We start from the raw sequence: 17,558 nt of genomic DNA, 5'->3' as shown, positions 1-17,558 counted from the left end.
CTCGGCTCTTTTTTGGAGCCGAGTTTTTACTTGTATTGATAAAGCTCCAGCACCTTGCCCCTCGGAGGCAGACATATTAGCTTTCACTTTTCGTGCAAGCTAATATGTAGATGTAGCAATATGAGTCTGCTATAATCTATTTATAGGTAACTAAAGGAGGAATTTTTAATGGCAATAGTTCATGGAACAGATCAGACTTTCTCACAAGAGATTGAGAAAGGTTTAGTATTAGTAGATTTTTGGGCAACATGGTGTGGGCCTTGTAAAATGATTGCTCCTGTACTTGAAGAAATGGACGCTGAGATGAGCGATAAAGTAAAAATAGTTAAAGTGGATGTAGATGAAAACCAAGCAACTGCTAGTCAATTTGGTATTATGTCTATCCCGACTCTAGTATTATTCAAGGATGGTCAACCGGTAGACAAAGCTGTTGGTTTCCAACCGAAAGAAGCACTAGTTCAATTTGTAGAAAAAAACGCATAATATAAAACCGGGTCCTCTAAGGTGCCCGGTTTTTTTAAACGGGTGATAAAATGAATGATTTGATACAACAAAAATGTGCCATATTACCAGGTGATCCTGGGTGTTATTTGATGAAAGATCGCCAAGGAACCATCATTTATGTCGGCAAAGCAAAAGTATTGAAAAATCGTGTACGTTCCTATTTTACAGGTTCACATGATGGGAAAACGCAAAGATTAGTACAAGAAATAGTTGATTTTGAATATATCGTCACATCGTCAGAGATAGAAGCCCTTATTCTAGAGCTTCATCTCATCAAAAAGCATGATCCAAAATATAATATTATGCTAAAGGACGATAAAACGTATCCATACATTAAAATAACTGCAGAAAAAAATCCAAAATTAATCATTACAAGACAAGTGAAAAAGGATAAAGGGAAATATTTTGGTCCCTATCCAAATGCACATGCAGCTTTTGAGACAAAAAAACTATTGGATCGAATATACCCATTAAGAAAGTGTGCAAAATTACCAGATCGTGTTTGCTTATACTACCACTTAGGGCAATGTCTAGCTCCATGTGTAAAGGAAATAGAGGATTCCACTTATAAAAAGTTAACGGATGAAATTACGAGCTTTTTAAACGGTGGTTATACAGATGTAAAAAAAGAATTAACGGAGAAAATGACAGAGGCAGCAGAAAACTTAGAATTCGAACGTGCAAAAGAGTATAGAGACCAAATATCTAATATTGAAATGGTTATGGAAAAACAAAAAATTACAATCAACGATTTTACGAGTCGTGATATATTTGGTTATGCCGTCGATAAAGGCTGGATGTGTGTCCAAGTATTTTTTATCCGACAAGGAAAACTAATCGAACGAGATGTATCGCTTTTTCCTTTATATCGTGATCCGGAAGAAGAGTTTTTAACTTTTTTAGGTCAGTTTTATGCAAAGCCAGAGCATATTAAACCTAAAGAGGTGTTCGTTCCTCATGATACAGATGTCCATTTAGCTTCTGAATTATTAGAGATGAAAGTGTTCACTCCTCAAAAAGGCTTGAAAAAAAACTTAGTAGATCTTGCAAAGAAAAATGCAGTACTTGCTTTAAGTGAGAAGTTCCAACTGATTGAAAGACAAGAAGAGCGCACGATTGGAGCAGTGGAGGAATTAGGTAATGTAATGGGGATTGCCACTCCAAACCGAATTGAAGCATTTGATAATTCTCATATACATGGAACCGACGCTGTTTCAGCGATGGTTGTCTTTGTAGATGGTAAAGCATATAAAAAGGACTATCGAAAATATAAGACGAGAACTGCTGCCAAACATGATGATTACGGAGCGATGCGAGAGGTCATTCGCAGAAGATACACACGCGTGTTGAAAGAAAATCTACCTTTACCAGATCTCATTATTATCGATGGAGGAAAAGGGCAAATAGAAGCTGCTCGAGAAATTTTAGAAGATGAGTTAGGCTTAGAAATTCCTATTGCTGGGCTTGCAAAAGATGGAAAGCACCAAACTTCACAGCTACTATACGGAAATCCTATTGATATAATTCCAATGAAGCGGACGAGTGAAGGGTTTTATTTGTTACAGCGTATTCAAGACGAAGTACACCGCTTTGCTATTACATTCCATCGCCAACAAAGAGGAAAACATACAATTGCTTCTTCTTTAGATGGTATTGAAGGAATAGGTCCGAAACGAAAAAAAGTACTATTAAAGCATTTCGGATCAATCAAGAAAATGCAGGCAGCGACGAAGGAAGAATTTATAGAAGCAGGGCTTTCTAGCAAGCTAGCAGAGACAATGGTGGAACATTTTCAGAAAAAGTAATTGTCTTCTGAATTTTCTTGTGTTATGGTTGATACAATTTAATATTCACTATCATGAAGTGAAGATAGAGGTGCAAACTGACAAGAGTACTTAGCGGGAGGATGAAAAGATCCGTTAATCGCTAAAGGAAAGGGTCATTTGCCGAAACCTAGTATAGCTTTTCCTGTTCTAGGTTGGTTCTGCATTGAAGAAATGTAGGATTGTCAGAATTCAGTATTCTGGAGGGCTATCTCACATGGACATTATTTGACCGTGTATGAGACAATGCTTTTCACAATATGTGGAAAGCATTTTTTAATCCTTACAGATAAACAAGGGAGAGAATATCCATGAGTAAAATTGTGATGAAATTCGGTGGTACTTCTGTAGCAACTACAGAAAAAATTGCGAGCGTAGCAAACAGAATCAGTAAAGAGAAAGAAAAAGGGCATGATATTGTTGTAGTCGTATCAGCAATGGGCAAAGCAACAGATGAATTGGTAAATTTAGCGAATGAAATAACAGAAAATCCATCTAAACGCGAAATGGACATGCTACTCTCTACTGGAGAACAAGTGACCATGTCATTACTAGCGATCCAATTAAATGCACTAGGTCTAGACGCCGTTTCTCTAACTGGTTGGCAAGCAGGCCTCGTGACAGATAATGTACATAAAAATGCAAGAGTAGAGAAAATGGATGGCTCTAAATTAAACGACTTATTGAAAGAAGATAAGATCGTAATTGTTGCTGGCTTTCAAGGGGTTTCAAATGATGGAGAAATCACAACTCTGGGAAGAGGTGGGTCAGATACAACCGCAGTTGCCATTGCAGTAACGATTGAAGCGGATGTATGTGATATTTATACAGATGTAGAAGGGGTATTTACATCGGACCCAAGATACGTTACAAATGCTAGAAAGCTAGAACAATTAGAATACGATGAAATGCTTGAGCTTGCTAATCTAGGTGCTGGAGTACTTCATCCAAGAGCAGTCGAATTTGCAAAAAACTATAAAATACCATTAAGAGTACGTTCAAGCTCTTCAGAAAATGAAGGAACAATTTTAAAGGAGGAAGTAGATGTGGAAAATAATTTAGTAGTACGTGGGGTAGCATTTGAATCAGATATAGTGCGATTAACAATTGAGTATGATGTACCATTTAATGGTTCACTAGCATCCATTTTTACGACTCTTGCAGAAAATCATATTAATGTTGATATTATTGTACAATCCATTGTAGATGGTGTAAGACCTGCTGTTTCATTCTCTATCAAAAAAGAGTCGTTAGCAGAAGCAATTACGGTTCTTGAAACTCACAAAAAAACGCTCGGCTTTACATTTGCGGACTTTGAGGTAGGCTTAGCGAAAGTTTCCATTGTTGGTTCCGGAATGGTCTCCAATCCAGGAGTTGCCGCGCAAATGTTCGATCGACTTCGAAAAGAAAATATTCCGGTGAAGATGGTAAGTACATCCGAGATAAAAGTTTCTGTTGTTGTTCCTCAGGATTCTATGATCCAGGCAGCCAATGCTCTGCATGATGAATTCGATTTGGCGATCAAGCAATAACAGATCAAACAACTAGGAGTGTAAGGGTCGTGACAGTGTTATGGCCCTTGTTTGCTTTGCTTGGAGTGTCCGCTCGGATCCAAAGAGTAGCTATTGACTTAGATTGATCTAAATTGGTTTATGGTAAATATATAAGGAAATGTCTAATAAATGGCAGGGAGAAATAAGACATACTGTGAACGCTTCATACTACAACACGATAAAGCCAATCAAGCGGATTCTTTCTGCTATATTATGGGTGCTTATAGTCGCTATTAAAGTGAGTAAGAATAATACGTCATAATCATTACTGTCTCATTTCAAGTAAATTTGTAATATGAAAAATTGGTTGCTTTCAACTCCGCTTAGTTGCTCTTAGCCATTTTTAGGAATTACTTATTCAGTAACCACATCATTTTGGCATGAGACGCTTGCGAGAAGACTAGTCCCTCGCCGCGAGAAAGCAAAACTCCACCAGCTAAATCTTGTTAACATAGAGATAAAAAGAAAAGCACTAGATGGCACCAACCATCCAATGCTTATTTAGTAACTTTTACATCCCATTTTACTTGAAAGGAAACAGTTCCGTTTTTATTTGGTTCTTCGTCGTAGCATTCTGTTAAATAACCGCCAATTTTCTGTTGTTGCTCGGCTAAAAAGCCTGCTTCTAATCGGTGGCTTCTTATTTTTCCACTTTGAGGTAAATTAAACGTATGTAAGGTATAAAATGCAGAGTCTTTTGTTGTTTTCTCTAACTCTAATGTTCCCCAACCTGCTTGTTGGAAGAATGTAATGGCTTCTTCCATCGAGTAAAGTGGAAACTTGCGAGCAAGATCTTTTCCAGCCCAATATAAAATATCTTTTTCATGTTTTCCGAGAATAGAAGCAAGCACGTGGTCTCTTAGTAATTCATATCCAAAGGAAGTTACATGTGAATGTTCCTTATCATTCAAGTAGCAACCCTTCTTTCAAAAAGTGAGTATCATTGTCCTCGTCTATTTTATCATAAATAATTTCTTGGTGGTAATGGAATAGTTTGTGAAAAAATAAACGAATTATTATTCAAAAATGAATCGAGAAGAATATTGAAAAGTCTAAAGATGCCTTGACGCTCTAAAATGATGAGAGTACAATAGATATGTCATAAATTCGTAACATGATGATGTGAACCACGTATAAAAACTACTCTACTAGAATAGTTTTTATGCAGAGCAAATGTAAATTTGAGGGGGGTAACTGTTTTGTCGAAAGATCGCGAATTTTATTGGCGCCGCTTACATTCTCTATTAGGAATAATTCCAGTTGGATTATTTGTGGCGCAGCATTTAGTAGTAAACCATTTTGCTACTAGAGGAGAAGATGCTTTTAACAGTGCATCACATTTTATGGAAAGTCTTCCATTTAGATTAATGTTGGAGATTTTCGTCATTTATTTACCATTAATGTTCCATGCTTTTTACGGTATATATATTGCGTTTACCGCAAAAAACAATCCACAGAGATACGGGACGCTACGAAACTATTTATTTATTTTACAAAGAATTACTGGGATTTTTCTTGTTGTTTTCATCGCATGGCATGTTTTTGAGACAAGGTTTCAAGCAGCGATTGGTGCGAAAGAAGTTAATTTTAACATGATGGCTGAAATTTTATCAAATCCATGGATGTTAGGCTTCTATATTGTAGGGGTTATTTCTGCAACATTCCATTTAGCTAACGGTATTTGGTCATTCTTAGTTAGTTGGGGAATTACACAATCACCACAATCACAACGAATTGCTACATATGTAACATTAGTAATCTTCTTAGCGTTATCTGTAGTTGGTGTACAAGCTCTTCTAGCATTTGTATAAGAACTTTATATACATTCAACTACCATAAAATCGAGGAGTGAGAATAGCATGGCAAAAAGTAAACTTATTGTTGTCGGCGGTGGTCTAGCTGGATTAATGGCAACAATGAAAGCAGCCGAAGATGGCACGCACGTAGATCTATTTTCATTAGTTCCTGTAAAACGCTCACACTCTGTTTGTGCACAAGGCGGTATTAACGGGGCTGTAAATACAAAAGGGGAAGGGGATTCACCGGCAGTACACTTAGATGATACTGTATATGGTGGAGACTTCCTAGCAAACCAGAGACCAGTAAAAGCAATGACTGATGCTGCTCCTGGAATTATTAGCTTATTTGACCGTATGGGTGTTATGTTCAACCGTACGCCAGAAGGTTTATTAGATTTCCGTCGTTTCGGTGGCACATTAATGCACCGTACAGCATTTTCTGGTGCAACGACTGGTCAACAATTGCTATATGCTTTAGACGAGCAAGTGCGTCGTTTTGAAGTAGATGGTCTAGTTACGAAGTTCGAAGGATGGGAATTCCTTGGAATTATAAAAGATAGCGAAGGGGTTTGTCGCGGTATTAAAGCACAAAACCTTCAAACAATGGAAATTCGTGCATTCCGCGGAGATGCTGTTATTATGGCAACTGGTGGTCCTGGAATTATTTTCGGAAAAACGACTAACTCTATCATCAATACTGGTTCTGCAGCTTCTATCGTTTATCAACAAGGTGCTTACTATGCAAATGGAGAATTTATTCAAATTCACCCAACTGCAATCCCTGGCGACGATAAACTACGCTTAATGTCAGAATCTGCACGTGGTGAAGGTGGACGTATTTGGACATACAAAGACGGAAAACCTTGGTACTTCCTAGAAGAAAAATATCCTGCATACGGTAACCTAGTGCCACGTGATATTGCAACACGTGAAATTTTCGACGTATGTGTTAACCAAAAACTTGGTATTAACGGGGAAAACATGGTTTATCTGGATCTTTCACATAAAGATCCACACGAACTGGACATTAAACTAGGTGGAATTATCGAAATCTATGAGAAGTTCACTGGTGATGACCCTCGTAAAGTTCCGATGAAGATTTTCCCTGCTGTTCACTATTCAATGGGTGGACTTTGGGTAGATGAAGATCAAATGACGAATATTCCAGGTCTATTTGCTGCTGGTGAATGTGATTATTCTCAACATGGTGCGAACCGTCTAGGAGCAAACTCTCTACTATCAGCTGTATTCGGCGGAAGCGTTGCTGGACCAAATGCAGTTAATTACATGAGTAAATTAAAAACTCATGCGATCGATATGGACGACTCCATTTTCGAAGCTGAAGTGAAACTTGAGCAAGAAAAATGGGATAAGACGCTTGCGATGAAAGGTACAGAAAATGCTTACTTAATTCATAAAGAATTAGGTGAGTGGATGACTGACAACGTAACGGTTGTTCGTTACAATGATAAGTTAGAAGAAACAGACAAAAAAATCCAAGAATTGCTTGAACGATATGAAAATATTAACATGGATGATACACAACAATGGTCTAACCAAGGTGCATCCTTTACTCGCCAGTTGAAAAATATGCTTGTGTTAGCTCGTGTAATTACACTAGGTGCTCTTCAACGTAATGAAAGCCGTGGAGCTCATTACAAACCTGAATTTCCTGAGCGTAATGATGAAGAGTTCATGAAAACAACTATGGCAAAATTTGATCCAGCAACTGGAGCTCCAGTTATTCATTATGAAGAAATTGACGTATCGCTTGTTGCACCTCGTAAACGTGATTATTCTACGAAGGGAGAAAATTAATCATGGTAACAGCAACTGAAACTAAAAAAGTTCAAATTGAAGTTTATCGTCAAGATACTCCGGAATCAACACCATATTGGGAAAAATTCGAAGTGAATTATCGACCTAATATGAACGTTATTTCAGCCCTAATGGAAATTCGTCGAAATCCTGTGAATGCCGATGGAAAAGCAACTACTCCAGTAGCGTGGGATATGAGTTGTTTAGAAGAAGTGTGTGGAGCTTGTTCGATGGTTATCAATGGAAAACCACGTCAATCTTGTTCTGCATTAATCGATCAATTGGTTCAACCGATTAAACTGGCGCCAATGAAAACATTCCCTGTAGTTCGTGACCTTCAAGTAGACAGAACTCGTATGTTTGATTCATTGAAAAAAGTTAAAGCTTGGGTTCCTATCGATGGATCTTATGATCTTGGTGAAGGACCACGTATGCCAGAACGTAAACGTCAATGGGCATATGAATTATCTAAATGTATGACTTGTGGTGTTTGTTTGGAAGCTTGTCCAAACGTAAATAGTGGTGCATCTTTCATGGGACCAGCTCCACTATCACAAGTACGTTTATTTAATGCACATCCAACTGGTTCGATGAACAAAGATGAACGCTTAAATGCTATTATGGGAGATGGAGGCCTTGCAAACTGCGGTAACGCACAAAACTGTGTTGTTGCTTGTCCAAAAGGTATTCCTTTAACTACTTCTATTGCTGCATTGAACCGTGATACAACAGTTCAAATGTTTAAAAACTTCTTCGGAAGCGATCATATGGTTGACTAATATAGAAATGCGGAAGCGTCTATGTCTGCCCCGACAGGCAAATGAGGAAAAGCGAGGAGGCAGCTCTTCAGCCACCACAAGCGATTTTGTTTGCGACGAGCTTTGCGCAGGAGCAGCTTTTTCACATTTGACCCCGAGGGGTAAGGCGCTGCAGCTGGACAATAACTAAGTAGGAAAGTTAACACTTTCTCTTGAATCATCATGAAAAATCTGCGTAGAATGAAATGTTCTATGCAGATTTTTTCTTTCTCTGTTACAATAAATGAATAAAAATTCATTTATGGGGGAATGTTTTTATGCGAGCTAATTACATAGAAGATGTTGCGAGTTGGGAACAGGAATTTTCTTTTTTTGTGGAAGTAAGTGTACGTTTTTCAGAAACGGATATGTATGGACATTTGAATAATACAGTAACGTTTGCTTATTTTGAATATGCACGAATTGAATATTTCAAACATATCCATCTCATGAGCGACTGGTTGAATCCCAAGGGAGAAAAAATCCCAGTTGTTGCGGATTTACAATGTGATTATGTCAAACAAGTATTCTTCGACGAAAAACTTCGGATATATGTAAATGCAAATACGCTAGGTTCTTCTTCTGTAGATATACATTACATGGCGAAAAATGAAAAAGGTGAGATTGTCTTTACTGGCAGGGGTTCTGTCGTTCAAATTGACAAAAAAACAGGTAAAGCTTCCAAGTGGAATGAAAAAGAACGAGAAGTTTTTCAAAAACAGTGCTAACTAGCCGTCACCTACTATCCCGGTGCTACATACGTTAGAAGGAGAGTGGATAGGGGGCTAAGGCATTGTACGATAACAATCAGCATCGATCAATCTTGACGAACAGAGAACGTCAAATTTTTCAGTTACTTGTAGAAGATAATTCTACAAAAGAAATTTCAATTCAGTTATCAATTAGTGAAAAGACGGTCAGAAATCACATTTCTAACACGATACAAAAATTAGGAGTATCGGGAAGGTCACAAGCAATTGTGGAACTATTAAGACTAGGCGAACTATCGTTGAACTAACCTGAATCCTTGCCATTTTCCTCAGAACACGTCACAATAATAAATATGTAGAATTGTTTTGAGGAGTGAAGGATTATATGGCAGATGATAGAATAAATACGGAACATAATCAAGAAGATGTTGCTTTTTTAGAAAAAGAGCTTCGACATATATCAGGAATCATTAAACAAAGAGGCCGTCAAATTTTAAATGCATATACAATCACACCACCGCAGTTTGTTGCCCTTCAGTGGCTGCTAGAGCTTGGAGACATGACTATCGGTGATCTTTCCACTAAAATGTATCTAGCTTTTAGTACTACGACTGATTTAATCGATCGTATGGAAAGAAGTGAACTAGTTCAACGAGTGAGAGATGAACAAGATCGCCGTGTAGTGCGTATACATTTACTTGCGGAAGGTGAACGTATTATTGAAGAGGTTATTGATAAAAGACAGCAATACTTAAAAGATATCCTTGGTCAGTTTAACGAAAAAGAAGTAGCAAATTTATCGATTTTACTAGAAAAATTGCATCAAGAGATGAAAAAGAACTGAGGAATTAACGTGAAAGCCCCAATTGGTGTTATAGACTCTGGAGTAGGTGGTTTAACAGTTGCAAAAGAAATTATGCGACATCTACCTAATGAGGAAATTATTTATATAGGAGATACAGCAAGATGTCCATATGGACCAAGGTCAAGTGAAGAGGTGCGCAAGTTTACATGGCAACTCGCTACTGCGCTTGCTAAAATGAATATAAAAATGCTCGTTATTGCCTGTAATACGGCAACGGCTGTAGCACTTAATTCATTGAGTAAAAAAATGCCTTTTCCTGTTATAGGTGTTATTTTTCCAGGAGCAAGGGCAGCGATCAAAGCAACAAAGAAAAATGAAATCGTAGTGCTAGGTACAAGCGGTACGATTAAAAGTGGAGCGTATGAAGAAGCAATAGCAGCTTTAAATACTTCTAGCAAAGTTATTCCACTTGCTTGCCCTACCTTTGTTCCACTCGTTGAAAGTAATGAATATGAAGGCGAGTTTGCAAGGAATATGGTAATGGAGACATTATTGCCGTTAAAAAAGGAACAATTCGATACAGTTATTCTCGGGTGTACGCATTATCCGTTACTACAAAAGCACATTGAAGAGGCAGTTGGCCCGCATGTAAAAGTACTTTCCTCTGCCGAAGAAACTGCCCAGGATGTTAATGAGTATTTAGATTATCATCATATGCATCATCCAATTGAGGAGAAAAAAACACCTGTTTTTTATACAACGGGATCGGTCCCGATTTTTAAAACAATAGTGGAAAAATGGTTAGAGTTACAAAATGCAGATGTACGAACAATTTCATTCAAATGACCCTGTTAGCTTGAGACGACTTAAATAACGGGGTCTTCTTTTGCGTAAAGGAATGGACTAAAGGAGAAATTTATGATTAGAACTGATGGAAGAAAAGTAAATGAACTAAGAGATGTAAAAATAGAAACTGATTATTTAATTCATCCGGAAGGCTCTGTATTAATAACGGTTGGACGAACAAAAGTCATTTGTAATGCGACGATTGAAGACCGTGTGCCACCGTTTTTAAGGGGACAAGGGAAAGGATGGATTACTGCAGAGTATTCCATGCTGCCACGCGCCACAGAATCCCGTAACCAAAGAGAATCATCTAAAGGAAAAGTGACGGGCCGTACGATGGAAATCCAACGTCTAATTGGACGAGCACTCCGCTCGGTTGTCGATCTAGAAGTAATTGGGGAAAAGACAATTTGGATCGATTGTGACGTCATTCAAGCAGATGGCGGTACAAGAACTGCAAGTATTACAGGTGCATTTGTTGCACTAACGATTGCGCTAGGAAAACTAAATGAACAAAAGCAGCTAGCCTATTTTCCTGTTCGTGAATATTTAGCTGCAACAAGTGTTGGGGTTTTGGAAAACGTTGGTGGTGTACTAGATTTAAATTACGAAGAAGACTCTACTGCTTCCGTTGATATGAATATCGTTCAAACGAGTAGTGGTGAATATGTGGAACTGCAAGGTACTGGAGAAGAAGCAACATTTTCTCGGAAACAATTAATGGAAATGCTGGATTTAGGAGAAATCGGTATTAAACGATTAATGGACATCCAACAAGCAGCTCTAGGAGAATTAGCAACTAAAATTGGAGAGGGAGGTACGGAAACAGCATGAAAAAAATAATTATTGCAACGAAAAATAAAGGAAAAGCAAAAGATTTTGAAGCACTCTTTGGTCCACTTGGATACGAGGTACTAACGCTCCATGATGTGGCAGATGACATGGATGTAGAAGAAACGGGAACCACTTTTGAAGAAAACGCATTACTAAAAGCTACCGCCCTTTCTAACCGTTTACAAACAATGGTTATAGCAGATGACAGTGGACTTGAAATCGATGCCCTAGACGGACGCCCAGGCATCTATTCTGCCAGATATGCGGGTGAAGAGAAGAGCGATGAGGCAAATATCGATAAAGTACTAGAAGAGCTGAGAGACGTCAAAGAATCAGAAAGAACAGCAAGATTCGTTTGTGCCATTGCGGTAGTGTCTCCAACAAGTGAACCATTTACTGTAAGGGGAACTTGTGAAGGAGTTATTGCTTCAGAAAGAAAAGGCACGAATGGATTTGGTTACGATCCAATCTTTTTTGTTCCTTCTGAAAACAAGATGATGGCTGAACTGACAGCGGAAGAAAAAGGGGCTATTTCTCACCGGGGTAATGCGCTCCAATTACTTGCAGCGAATTTAGATGAGTTAGTCGGGAAAGCGTAAGATATACCGATGAAAATATTAGTGATGAGTGACACGCATCGTGACACAGCAACAATGGAACAAGTAATAGAACATTGGAAAGAAGTGGACGCTGTAATTCATTGCGGAGATAGTGAATTACCTGCTTCTTATTTTGAAAGTAAGCCAATTCATATTGTACGAGGAAATTGTGATTTCGATGAGGAGTTTCCGGAGGAAGTAATAATTGAACTTGGGAACGAAAGAATATTAGTTGTTCATGGTCATAAGCATCAAGTAAAAACAACGCTCATGCCGCTTAAATATCGTGGTGAAGAAGTGCAAGCCACTGTTGTCTGCTTCGGACATTCTCATTTGCTTGGAGCAGAGTTACAAAACGGCCATTTATATATTAATCCAGGGAGCTTACATATGCCTCGTGGACGTAAAGAGAAAAGTTATGCAATTGTAGAAAAAGTCGAAGATACATGGCTTGTAAACTTTTACTCTACGGAGCATGAGGTTCTAGAAAGTATCAGTTTTTGATTTTATTGAACATAGGGATACCCCTAAGAAGATGACGCAAAAACCCTTGAACGAAATTGACTTAAGTTTAAATAAAAAAATTATATAAATTTTTTAGAAAACGTTGACTTTGTTCAAATATAATTATATAATAAATCTTGTCTTTCCTATCTGTGTGGTGGGGGAGTACTTGTCTCAGTAGCTCAGCTGGATAGAGCAACGCCCTTCTAAGGCGTCGGTCGGGAGTTCGAATCTCTCCTGGGACGTATTAGAAAATCCCTTCTAATATTTATATTAGAAGGGATTTTTAGATAAAGGAAAACCTCAGTCATTTAGGGTTTAAACATTAGTGACGCAGGTATTTTGATTACCTAATATAGAAATAGTAAGTTTGGTATAAAAAAATTCATTTAAAGGTTGAATTTTGATAAATTTCCTTTATAATAAAAAAGAAGGTAATTTTGGTTATTCGATTAATTACTTTCGCAATACATAAGTCTCAGTAGCTCAGCTGGATAGAGCAACGCCCTTCTAAGGCGTCGGTCGGGAGTTCGAATCTCTCCTGGGACGTAAAAGAAAAAAGCAGTAAATGTTGTAATTCAACATTTACTGCTTTTTTTATTTTGGAAAATGTTCGTAGCCTCGCTACCCAACTCATTTGGTTCTATTCCTATTTGATTCCTCATATTCTTTTAAAACAAAAAGTTTAGAAGATTCAAAATATATTGTGAGATAGCTAAAATTTCCTTTATAATATAGATACGGAAATCTAATATCCATTTTACAGAAAATGAAACATAGTCATTCTACTATTTAAAGAAAAGGAAAGGGGACCTACCTTAATATGAAGACAATTTATACTAACGGCAATATTTATACGATGAATTCTGATGAACCTGTAGTGCAGTCCATTGTTGCACAGGATGGAAGAATTGTAGACATGGGCACGAATGAGAATATGAATCTCCAATGGGGAAGAAATGAGACAAACATTATCGATTTGGAAGGAAAAACGGTAATTCCGGGTTTGATAGATAGTCATCTACACATTTCTAGTGTTGGCATAAATTCGCAAGAGTTAGATCTTACTGGTGTAAAGTCAAAAGATGCCCTTTTGAAAGCAATTAAAGAGAAGGCAATTTCATTGCAACCAGGTGAGTGGATATTAGGTCGCGGGTGGGATGAAAATATTTTCCCGGATAAACAAATACCTACTATACAAGAATTGGATCATGTAGCCCCATTTTCCCCGCTTTATTTACCTAGAATATGTGGACATGCATCCTTAGTCAATAGTAGAGCCTTTACGCTGAGTGGCTATCATTCCGAAATAACAATTCCTTATGGCGGCACAGTTGTATTAGATCCTTCTACTAAAAGACCAACTGGACTGTTACTTGAAACTGCTTCAACAATCATAACAAGCCATATACCTAAAAAAAGCTTTAGCCAGTTAAAACATGCTTTAAAAACTGCATTGCATGATGCAGTATCTCTAGGATTGACGGGAATTCATACCAATGATCCGAATTATTTAGGTGGTGCGTTTCAAACATACAAGCTTTTTGATGAACTCGTGAATAAAGAAGGTATTGGTCCTAGAAGTAACCTTTTGATCGACTACGATTATTTAGAAGAACTGATTGCATTAGGTATGTATGCGGGATACGGAAATAATAAAGTAATGATTGGGGCTATAAAACTTTTTGCAGATGGTGCTTTAGGAGGAAGGACTGCACTACTTTCACGTCCGTATGAGGACGCTACTAATAATTCAGGAAATGCAATGTACGAAAACGAGGAGCTCTACCATATTTTCAAAGATATTAGAAAAAATGATATGCCAGTTGCAGTTCATACCATTGGTGATCAAGCATTAATAAATGTTTTAGACAACCTAGACCAATTCCAACCAGCAAAAATACGCGATCGTCTTATACATGTATCCGTTTTGAATGAGGAGCTAATCGGCAGATTGAAAACCCCTCATCGCATTGCAGATGTGCAACCCAAGTTTGTCTCTAGTGATTACCCTTGGATTACGGAGAGATTAGGAGAAGAGAGAGCTAATTACTCTTATCCATTTAAAAAACTTTTGCAGGCTGGTGTATGGTGTGCAGGTGGTTCAGATGCGCCAATCGAGCCATTAAACCCTCTCCTTGGTATTCATGCAGCTGTTACTCGTAGAAAAAAAGGAGAAACACATAACGGATACAATGAACATGAGAGATTATCGATGTACGAAGCTATTCAACTATTTACGTTAGGAGGTGCATACGCAACAAACGAGGAGAAAGAAAAAGGTACTCTTGAAATAGGGAAGCTGTGTGATATGACGGTATTGTCCCGAAATCCTTTTATAATGGAGGATGCAGATGAACTTTTGAATACGAACGCAGAGATGACGGTAATTGGTGGAGAATTGAAGTACCGAAGAGGATGAGAAGAGATTAATGAAAGCGGTGACAATAATAAATAAAGGAGGAAGAGGAAAGTGGATGCCATACTTGAAACGATTGTCGGCTGGTTATGGGGATTACCACTTATTTTCACTGTTTTATTCGTCGGTTTATATTTCACAATAGGTAGCAAGCTATTTCAGTTCGGTTATTTACCACACATTTTTAAACAGACTTTTGGAAAAGTGTTTTCCAAAAGAGACAAATCAGAGGATTCAAAAGGAATTTTAACACCATTTCAGGCAGTGAGTACAGCAATTGGAGGCAGTGTTGGTGTTGGAAATATCGGCGGTGTAGCAACTGCCATTGCAATTGGTGGCCCTGGTGCTGTATTTTGGATGTGGCTTACAGCGTTTCTAGGTATGATTACTAAAACCGTAGAAGTAACATTGTCCGTTTACTATCGAAATACAGATGAACAAGGAAATCCATATGGCGGGCCTACCTACTATATGGAAAAAGGGCTCGGTGAGGAAAAGAATTTTAAGTATTGGAAAGTGCCTGCAATTCTTTTTGGATTCGGAATTTTTACGACGTTTTTCATCACACTACAAAACTATACAATTTCCGAGGCATTAAGTTCCACATTTGATATTGGAATGATACCCGCATCATTTATTTATTTAACACTCATATATATCATTATCTATGGTGGGATTAAACGGATCGGAGAAATAGCAAGTAGATTAGTTCCTTTTATGTGTATGTTTTATGTTTTAGCAGGATTATTTATTATTCTCAAAAATTACTCTGAAATTATTCCAGTATTCTCTTTAATTTTTGATAGTGCATTTTCTGGGATGGCAGCTGTTGGAGGTTTCACTGGAGCAGTTATTGCCCAAGTAATTCGTATGGGGGTAGCACGGGCAGTGTATAGCAATGAGGCTGGCTGGGGAACTTCTCCAATGATTCATTCTACTGCAAAAACGACTCATCCTATTAAACAAGGAATGTGGGGAGCTGTCGAAGTTTTTGTTGATACAATAATCGTCTGCTCAATTACCGCTTTTACAATTATTATCACTGGCGTTTGGTCATCCGGCTTAGACGGGGCAGCATTAACATTATCTGCATTTGAAATAGGTATTGGGGAAATCGGGCGCTACATTATAACGGTCTCCATCTTCCTATTTGGTCTTACAACTTCTACTGGATGGTATACGTACTATGAGATTTTGCTAAGGCATTTGTTTAAAAATGAAAAGAAAATTACGTTAAAATATAAAATACTTGCTTTATTCAAGTGGCTATATCCGATCCCTGGCTTGTTAATGGTAGTTTATGCAGTTATGTATAATCTTCCTGGAAAAGCAGTTTGGTATTTTGCGGATATTACAACAGCCATTCCCACATTCATTAACTTAGTCGTGATTTTAATACTGAGTAAAAAGTTCTTTGAATTACTTCGAGACTATAAAGCAAGGTATTTAAATATAGGCACCATTGATCCGAATTTTAGTGTATTTTATGAAGAAAAAGGGAAGAATCGTAAAGATAATTAGAGGCTTCATTTATTAGTTAGAAAGAGTAAGTTCCGATACAATGATAAAAGTCTGTAGGATCTCGTTTAAACTTGGAAGAAGTTTGAATGAGATCTTTTATATTTTCATAAGATTTATGCCACTAAAACTCAGTCCAAAAATCATTTGTTTATCATTTTACTTAGAAGGGGAACCTTTTTAATAGGAGGGATACTGATGATAGCAATTACACATATAGGTTTGTCCGTGCCAGATATCGAAGAAGCAATTAAATGGTACGAAGAAATTTTGGAATTTAAGTTAATAGCAGGTCCTTATTCTTTTAATGCAGAAGAAGAAAACAAGCATAATATGACCAATGATTTACTTGGTGACCATATTATGAAAATGAGAAATGCACATATGATGACGGGTAATCAAGTAGGAATCGAGCTGTTTGAATTTCAAGAACCCCGAATGAAAAACAGAGAAGCAAAAGAATATGAAGGCTTCTTTCATATTTGTCTACTAACAGATAATATTGAACGACTTGCTGAAAAAATAGAAAATTCGGGTGGTAAAAGATGTAGCGATATATGGAATGTCTGGAAAGGCAAGCCTTATTATTTAGTATACTGCGAAGATCCTTATGGGAATATAATTGAACTTTATAATCATAGTACGGAAACTATGTATGCCAACAAAGATTGAATTTCTATGTTTACTTCTAATTTGACTGGGAATATAAAGAGTAAGCTTGATTTCAAGCTGATTAAAATTTAGAGGAGGAATTTAGTAATGGCTAATAAGCAAAACAATCGCAACAAAAACAGCAACCAAAATATGACTGTCGAAGAAGCGGGACGTAAAGGCGGAGAAGCTACCTCTAAGAATCATGGTCGCGAATTTTACGAGGAGATAGGTCGTAAAGGCGGAGAAGCACGTAGTAAACAACGTGACAATAATAAAGACAAAAATTAAACAGTAAATAAAATATTCCTTAAATAGGAGCAACACGAAAAAACACTCTTTTGTCATGAAAAAATGACGAAAGAGTGTTTTTTCTTT

Annotated in this window: 18 protein-coding genes, 2 tRNA genes and 1 riboswitch; of the genes, 19 read left to right on the top strand and 1 reads right to left on the bottom strand. The window is 37.5% G+C overall.

Annotated elements, in window-relative coordinates; all coding sequences use genetic code 11:
- Nucleotides 1-168 precede the first annotated feature (168 nt).
- The 3 genes from trxA to OR571_RS14660 all read left to right on the top strand — a co-directional run bounded on the left by trxA (nt 169) and on the right by OR571_RS14660 (nt 3,859).
- Nucleotides 169-483 (top strand): thioredoxin, encoded by a 315-nt coding sequence (gene trxA / locus OR571_RS14670; protein WP_142538709.1) that lies wholly within the window; start codon nt 169-171, stop codon nt 481-483.
- A gap of 50 nt (nt 484-533) precedes the next feature.
- Nucleotides 534-2,309: an excinuclease ABC subunit UvrC gene (gene uvrC / locus OR571_RS14665; RefSeq protein ID WP_282243814.1), complete on the top strand. Its 1,776-nt coding sequence runs from the start codon at nt 534-536 to the stop codon at nt 2,307-2,309.
- 57 nt (nt 2,310-2,366) lie between these two features.
- Nucleotides 2,367-2,546, top strand: a riboswitch (Lysine riboswitch).
- A gap of 92 nt (nt 2,547-2,638) precedes the next feature.
- Nucleotides 2,639-3,859: an aspartate kinase gene (locus OR571_RS14660; protein ID WP_282243813.1), complete on the top strand. Its 1,221-nt coding sequence runs from the start codon at nt 2,639-2,641 to the stop codon at nt 3,857-3,859.
- Nucleotides 3,860-4,377: 518 nt separating this feature from the next.
- Here the strand turns inward: OR571_RS14660 and OR571_RS14655 are convergent.
- Nucleotides 4,378-4,791 (bottom strand): YslB family protein, encoded by a 414-nt coding sequence (locus OR571_RS14655; RefSeq protein WP_282243812.1) that lies wholly within the window; start codon nt 4,789-4,791, stop codon nt 4,378-4,380.
- A gap of 288 nt (nt 4,792-5,079) precedes the next feature.
- Here OR571_RS14655 and OR571_RS14650 point away from each other — a divergent pair, with 288 nt between their 5' ends.
- The 16 genes from OR571_RS14650 to OR571_RS14575 all read left to right on the top strand — a co-directional run bounded on the left by OR571_RS14650 (nt 5,080) and on the right by OR571_RS14575 (nt 17,471).
- Nucleotides 5,080-5,691 (top strand): succinate dehydrogenase cytochrome b558 subunit, encoded by a 612-nt coding sequence (locus tag OR571_RS14650; RefSeq protein ID WP_282243810.1) that lies wholly within the window; start codon nt 5,080-5,082, stop codon nt 5,689-5,691.
- 48 nt (nt 5,692-5,739) lie between these two features.
- Nucleotides 5,740-7,497 carry a succinate dehydrogenase flavoprotein subunit gene (gene sdhA / locus OR571_RS14645; RefSeq protein WP_282243809.1) on the top strand — a complete coding sequence of 586 codons (1,758 nt, stop codon included), beginning with the start codon at nt 5,740-5,742 and terminating at the stop codon, nt 7,495-7,497.
- A gap of 2 nt (nt 7,498-7,499) precedes the next feature.
- Nucleotides 7,500-8,276, top strand: coding sequence for a succinate dehydrogenase iron-sulfur subunit (sdhB, locus tag OR571_RS14640; protein WP_282243808.1), 777 nt, complete (start codon nt 7,500-7,502; stop codon nt 8,274-8,276).
- Between the two features lie 296 nt (nt 8,277-8,572).
- Nucleotides 8,573-9,022, top strand: a complete 450-nt coding sequence (locus OR571_RS14635) for an acyl-CoA thioesterase (RefSeq protein ID WP_282243807.1) — start codon at nt 8,573-8,575, stop codon at nt 9,020-9,022.
- Nucleotides 9,023-9,087: 65 nt separating this feature from the next.
- Nucleotides 9,088-9,312 (top strand): helix-turn-helix domain-containing protein, encoded by a 225-nt coding sequence (locus OR571_RS14630; RefSeq protein WP_093266715.1) that lies wholly within the window; start codon nt 9,088-9,090, stop codon nt 9,310-9,312.
- A 77-nt stretch (nt 9,313-9,389) separates the two neighbouring features.
- Nucleotides 9,390-9,848, top strand: coding sequence for a MarR family winged helix-turn-helix transcriptional regulator (locus OR571_RS14625; RefSeq protein ID WP_282243806.1), 459 nt, complete (start codon nt 9,390-9,392; stop codon nt 9,846-9,848).
- A 9-nt stretch (nt 9,849-9,857) separates the two neighbouring features.
- A complete protein-coding gene (gene racE, locus OR571_RS14620; RefSeq protein WP_282243805.1) occupies nt 9,858-10,655 on the top strand; it encodes a glutamate racemase in 798 nt (265 codons plus the stop codon).
- Nucleotides 10,656-10,730: 75 nt separating this feature from the next.
- Entirely contained in the window at nt 10,731-11,489 is a 759-nt protein-coding gene (gene rph, locus OR571_RS14615) for a ribonuclease PH (RefSeq protein ID WP_282244186.1), read from the top strand.
- Entirely contained in the window at nt 11,486-12,088 is a 603-nt protein-coding gene (locus OR571_RS14610; protein ID WP_282243803.1) for an XTP/dITP diphosphatase, read from the top strand. Before rph ends, OR571_RS14610 begins: the two co-directional genes overlap by 4 nt.
- A 9-nt stretch (nt 12,089-12,097) precedes the next feature.
- A complete protein-coding gene (locus OR571_RS14605; RefSeq protein ID WP_282243802.1) occupies nt 12,098-12,592 on the top strand; it encodes a metallophosphoesterase family protein in 495 nt (164 codons plus the stop codon).
- 171 nt (nt 12,593-12,763) lie between these two features.
- A tRNA-Arg gene (locus tag OR571_RS14600) sits at nt 12,764-12,837 on the top strand.
- Nucleotides 12,838-13,067: 230 nt separating this feature from the next.
- A tRNA-Arg gene (locus OR571_RS14595) sits at nt 13,068-13,141 on the top strand.
- Between the two features lie 274 nt (nt 13,142-13,415).
- Complete coding sequence (locus tag OR571_RS14590; RefSeq protein WP_282243801.1) at nt 13,416-15,014, top strand: amidohydrolase; 1,599 nt, start codon at nt 13,416-13,418, stop codon at nt 15,012-15,014.
- Between the two features lie 51 nt (nt 15,015-15,065).
- Nucleotides 15,066-16,532, top strand: coding sequence for an alanine/glycine:cation symporter family protein (locus OR571_RS14585; RefSeq protein ID WP_282243798.1), 1,467 nt, complete (start codon nt 15,066-15,068; stop codon nt 16,530-16,532).
- 195 nt (nt 16,533-16,727) lie between these two features.
- Nucleotides 16,728-17,201: a VOC family protein gene (locus OR571_RS14580; protein ID WP_282243796.1), complete on the top strand. Its 474-nt coding sequence runs from the start codon at nt 16,728-16,730 to the stop codon at nt 17,199-17,201.
- 87 nt (nt 17,202-17,288) lie between these two features.
- Nucleotides 17,289-17,471 (top strand): KGG domain-containing protein, encoded by a 183-nt coding sequence (locus OR571_RS14575; protein ID WP_142538679.1) that lies wholly within the window; start codon nt 17,289-17,291, stop codon nt 17,469-17,471.
- The last annotated feature ends 87 nt before the right edge of the window (nt 17,472-17,558 follow it).

Source organism: Psychrobacillus sp. NEAU-3TGS (assembly GCF_029955155.1).
Lineage (GTDB): Bacteria > Bacillota > Bacilli > Bacillales_A > Planococcaceae > Psychrobacillus.
Note: the sequence above shows the minus strand (reverse complement) of the source record. Positions and strands in the feature narration are given on the sequence as shown.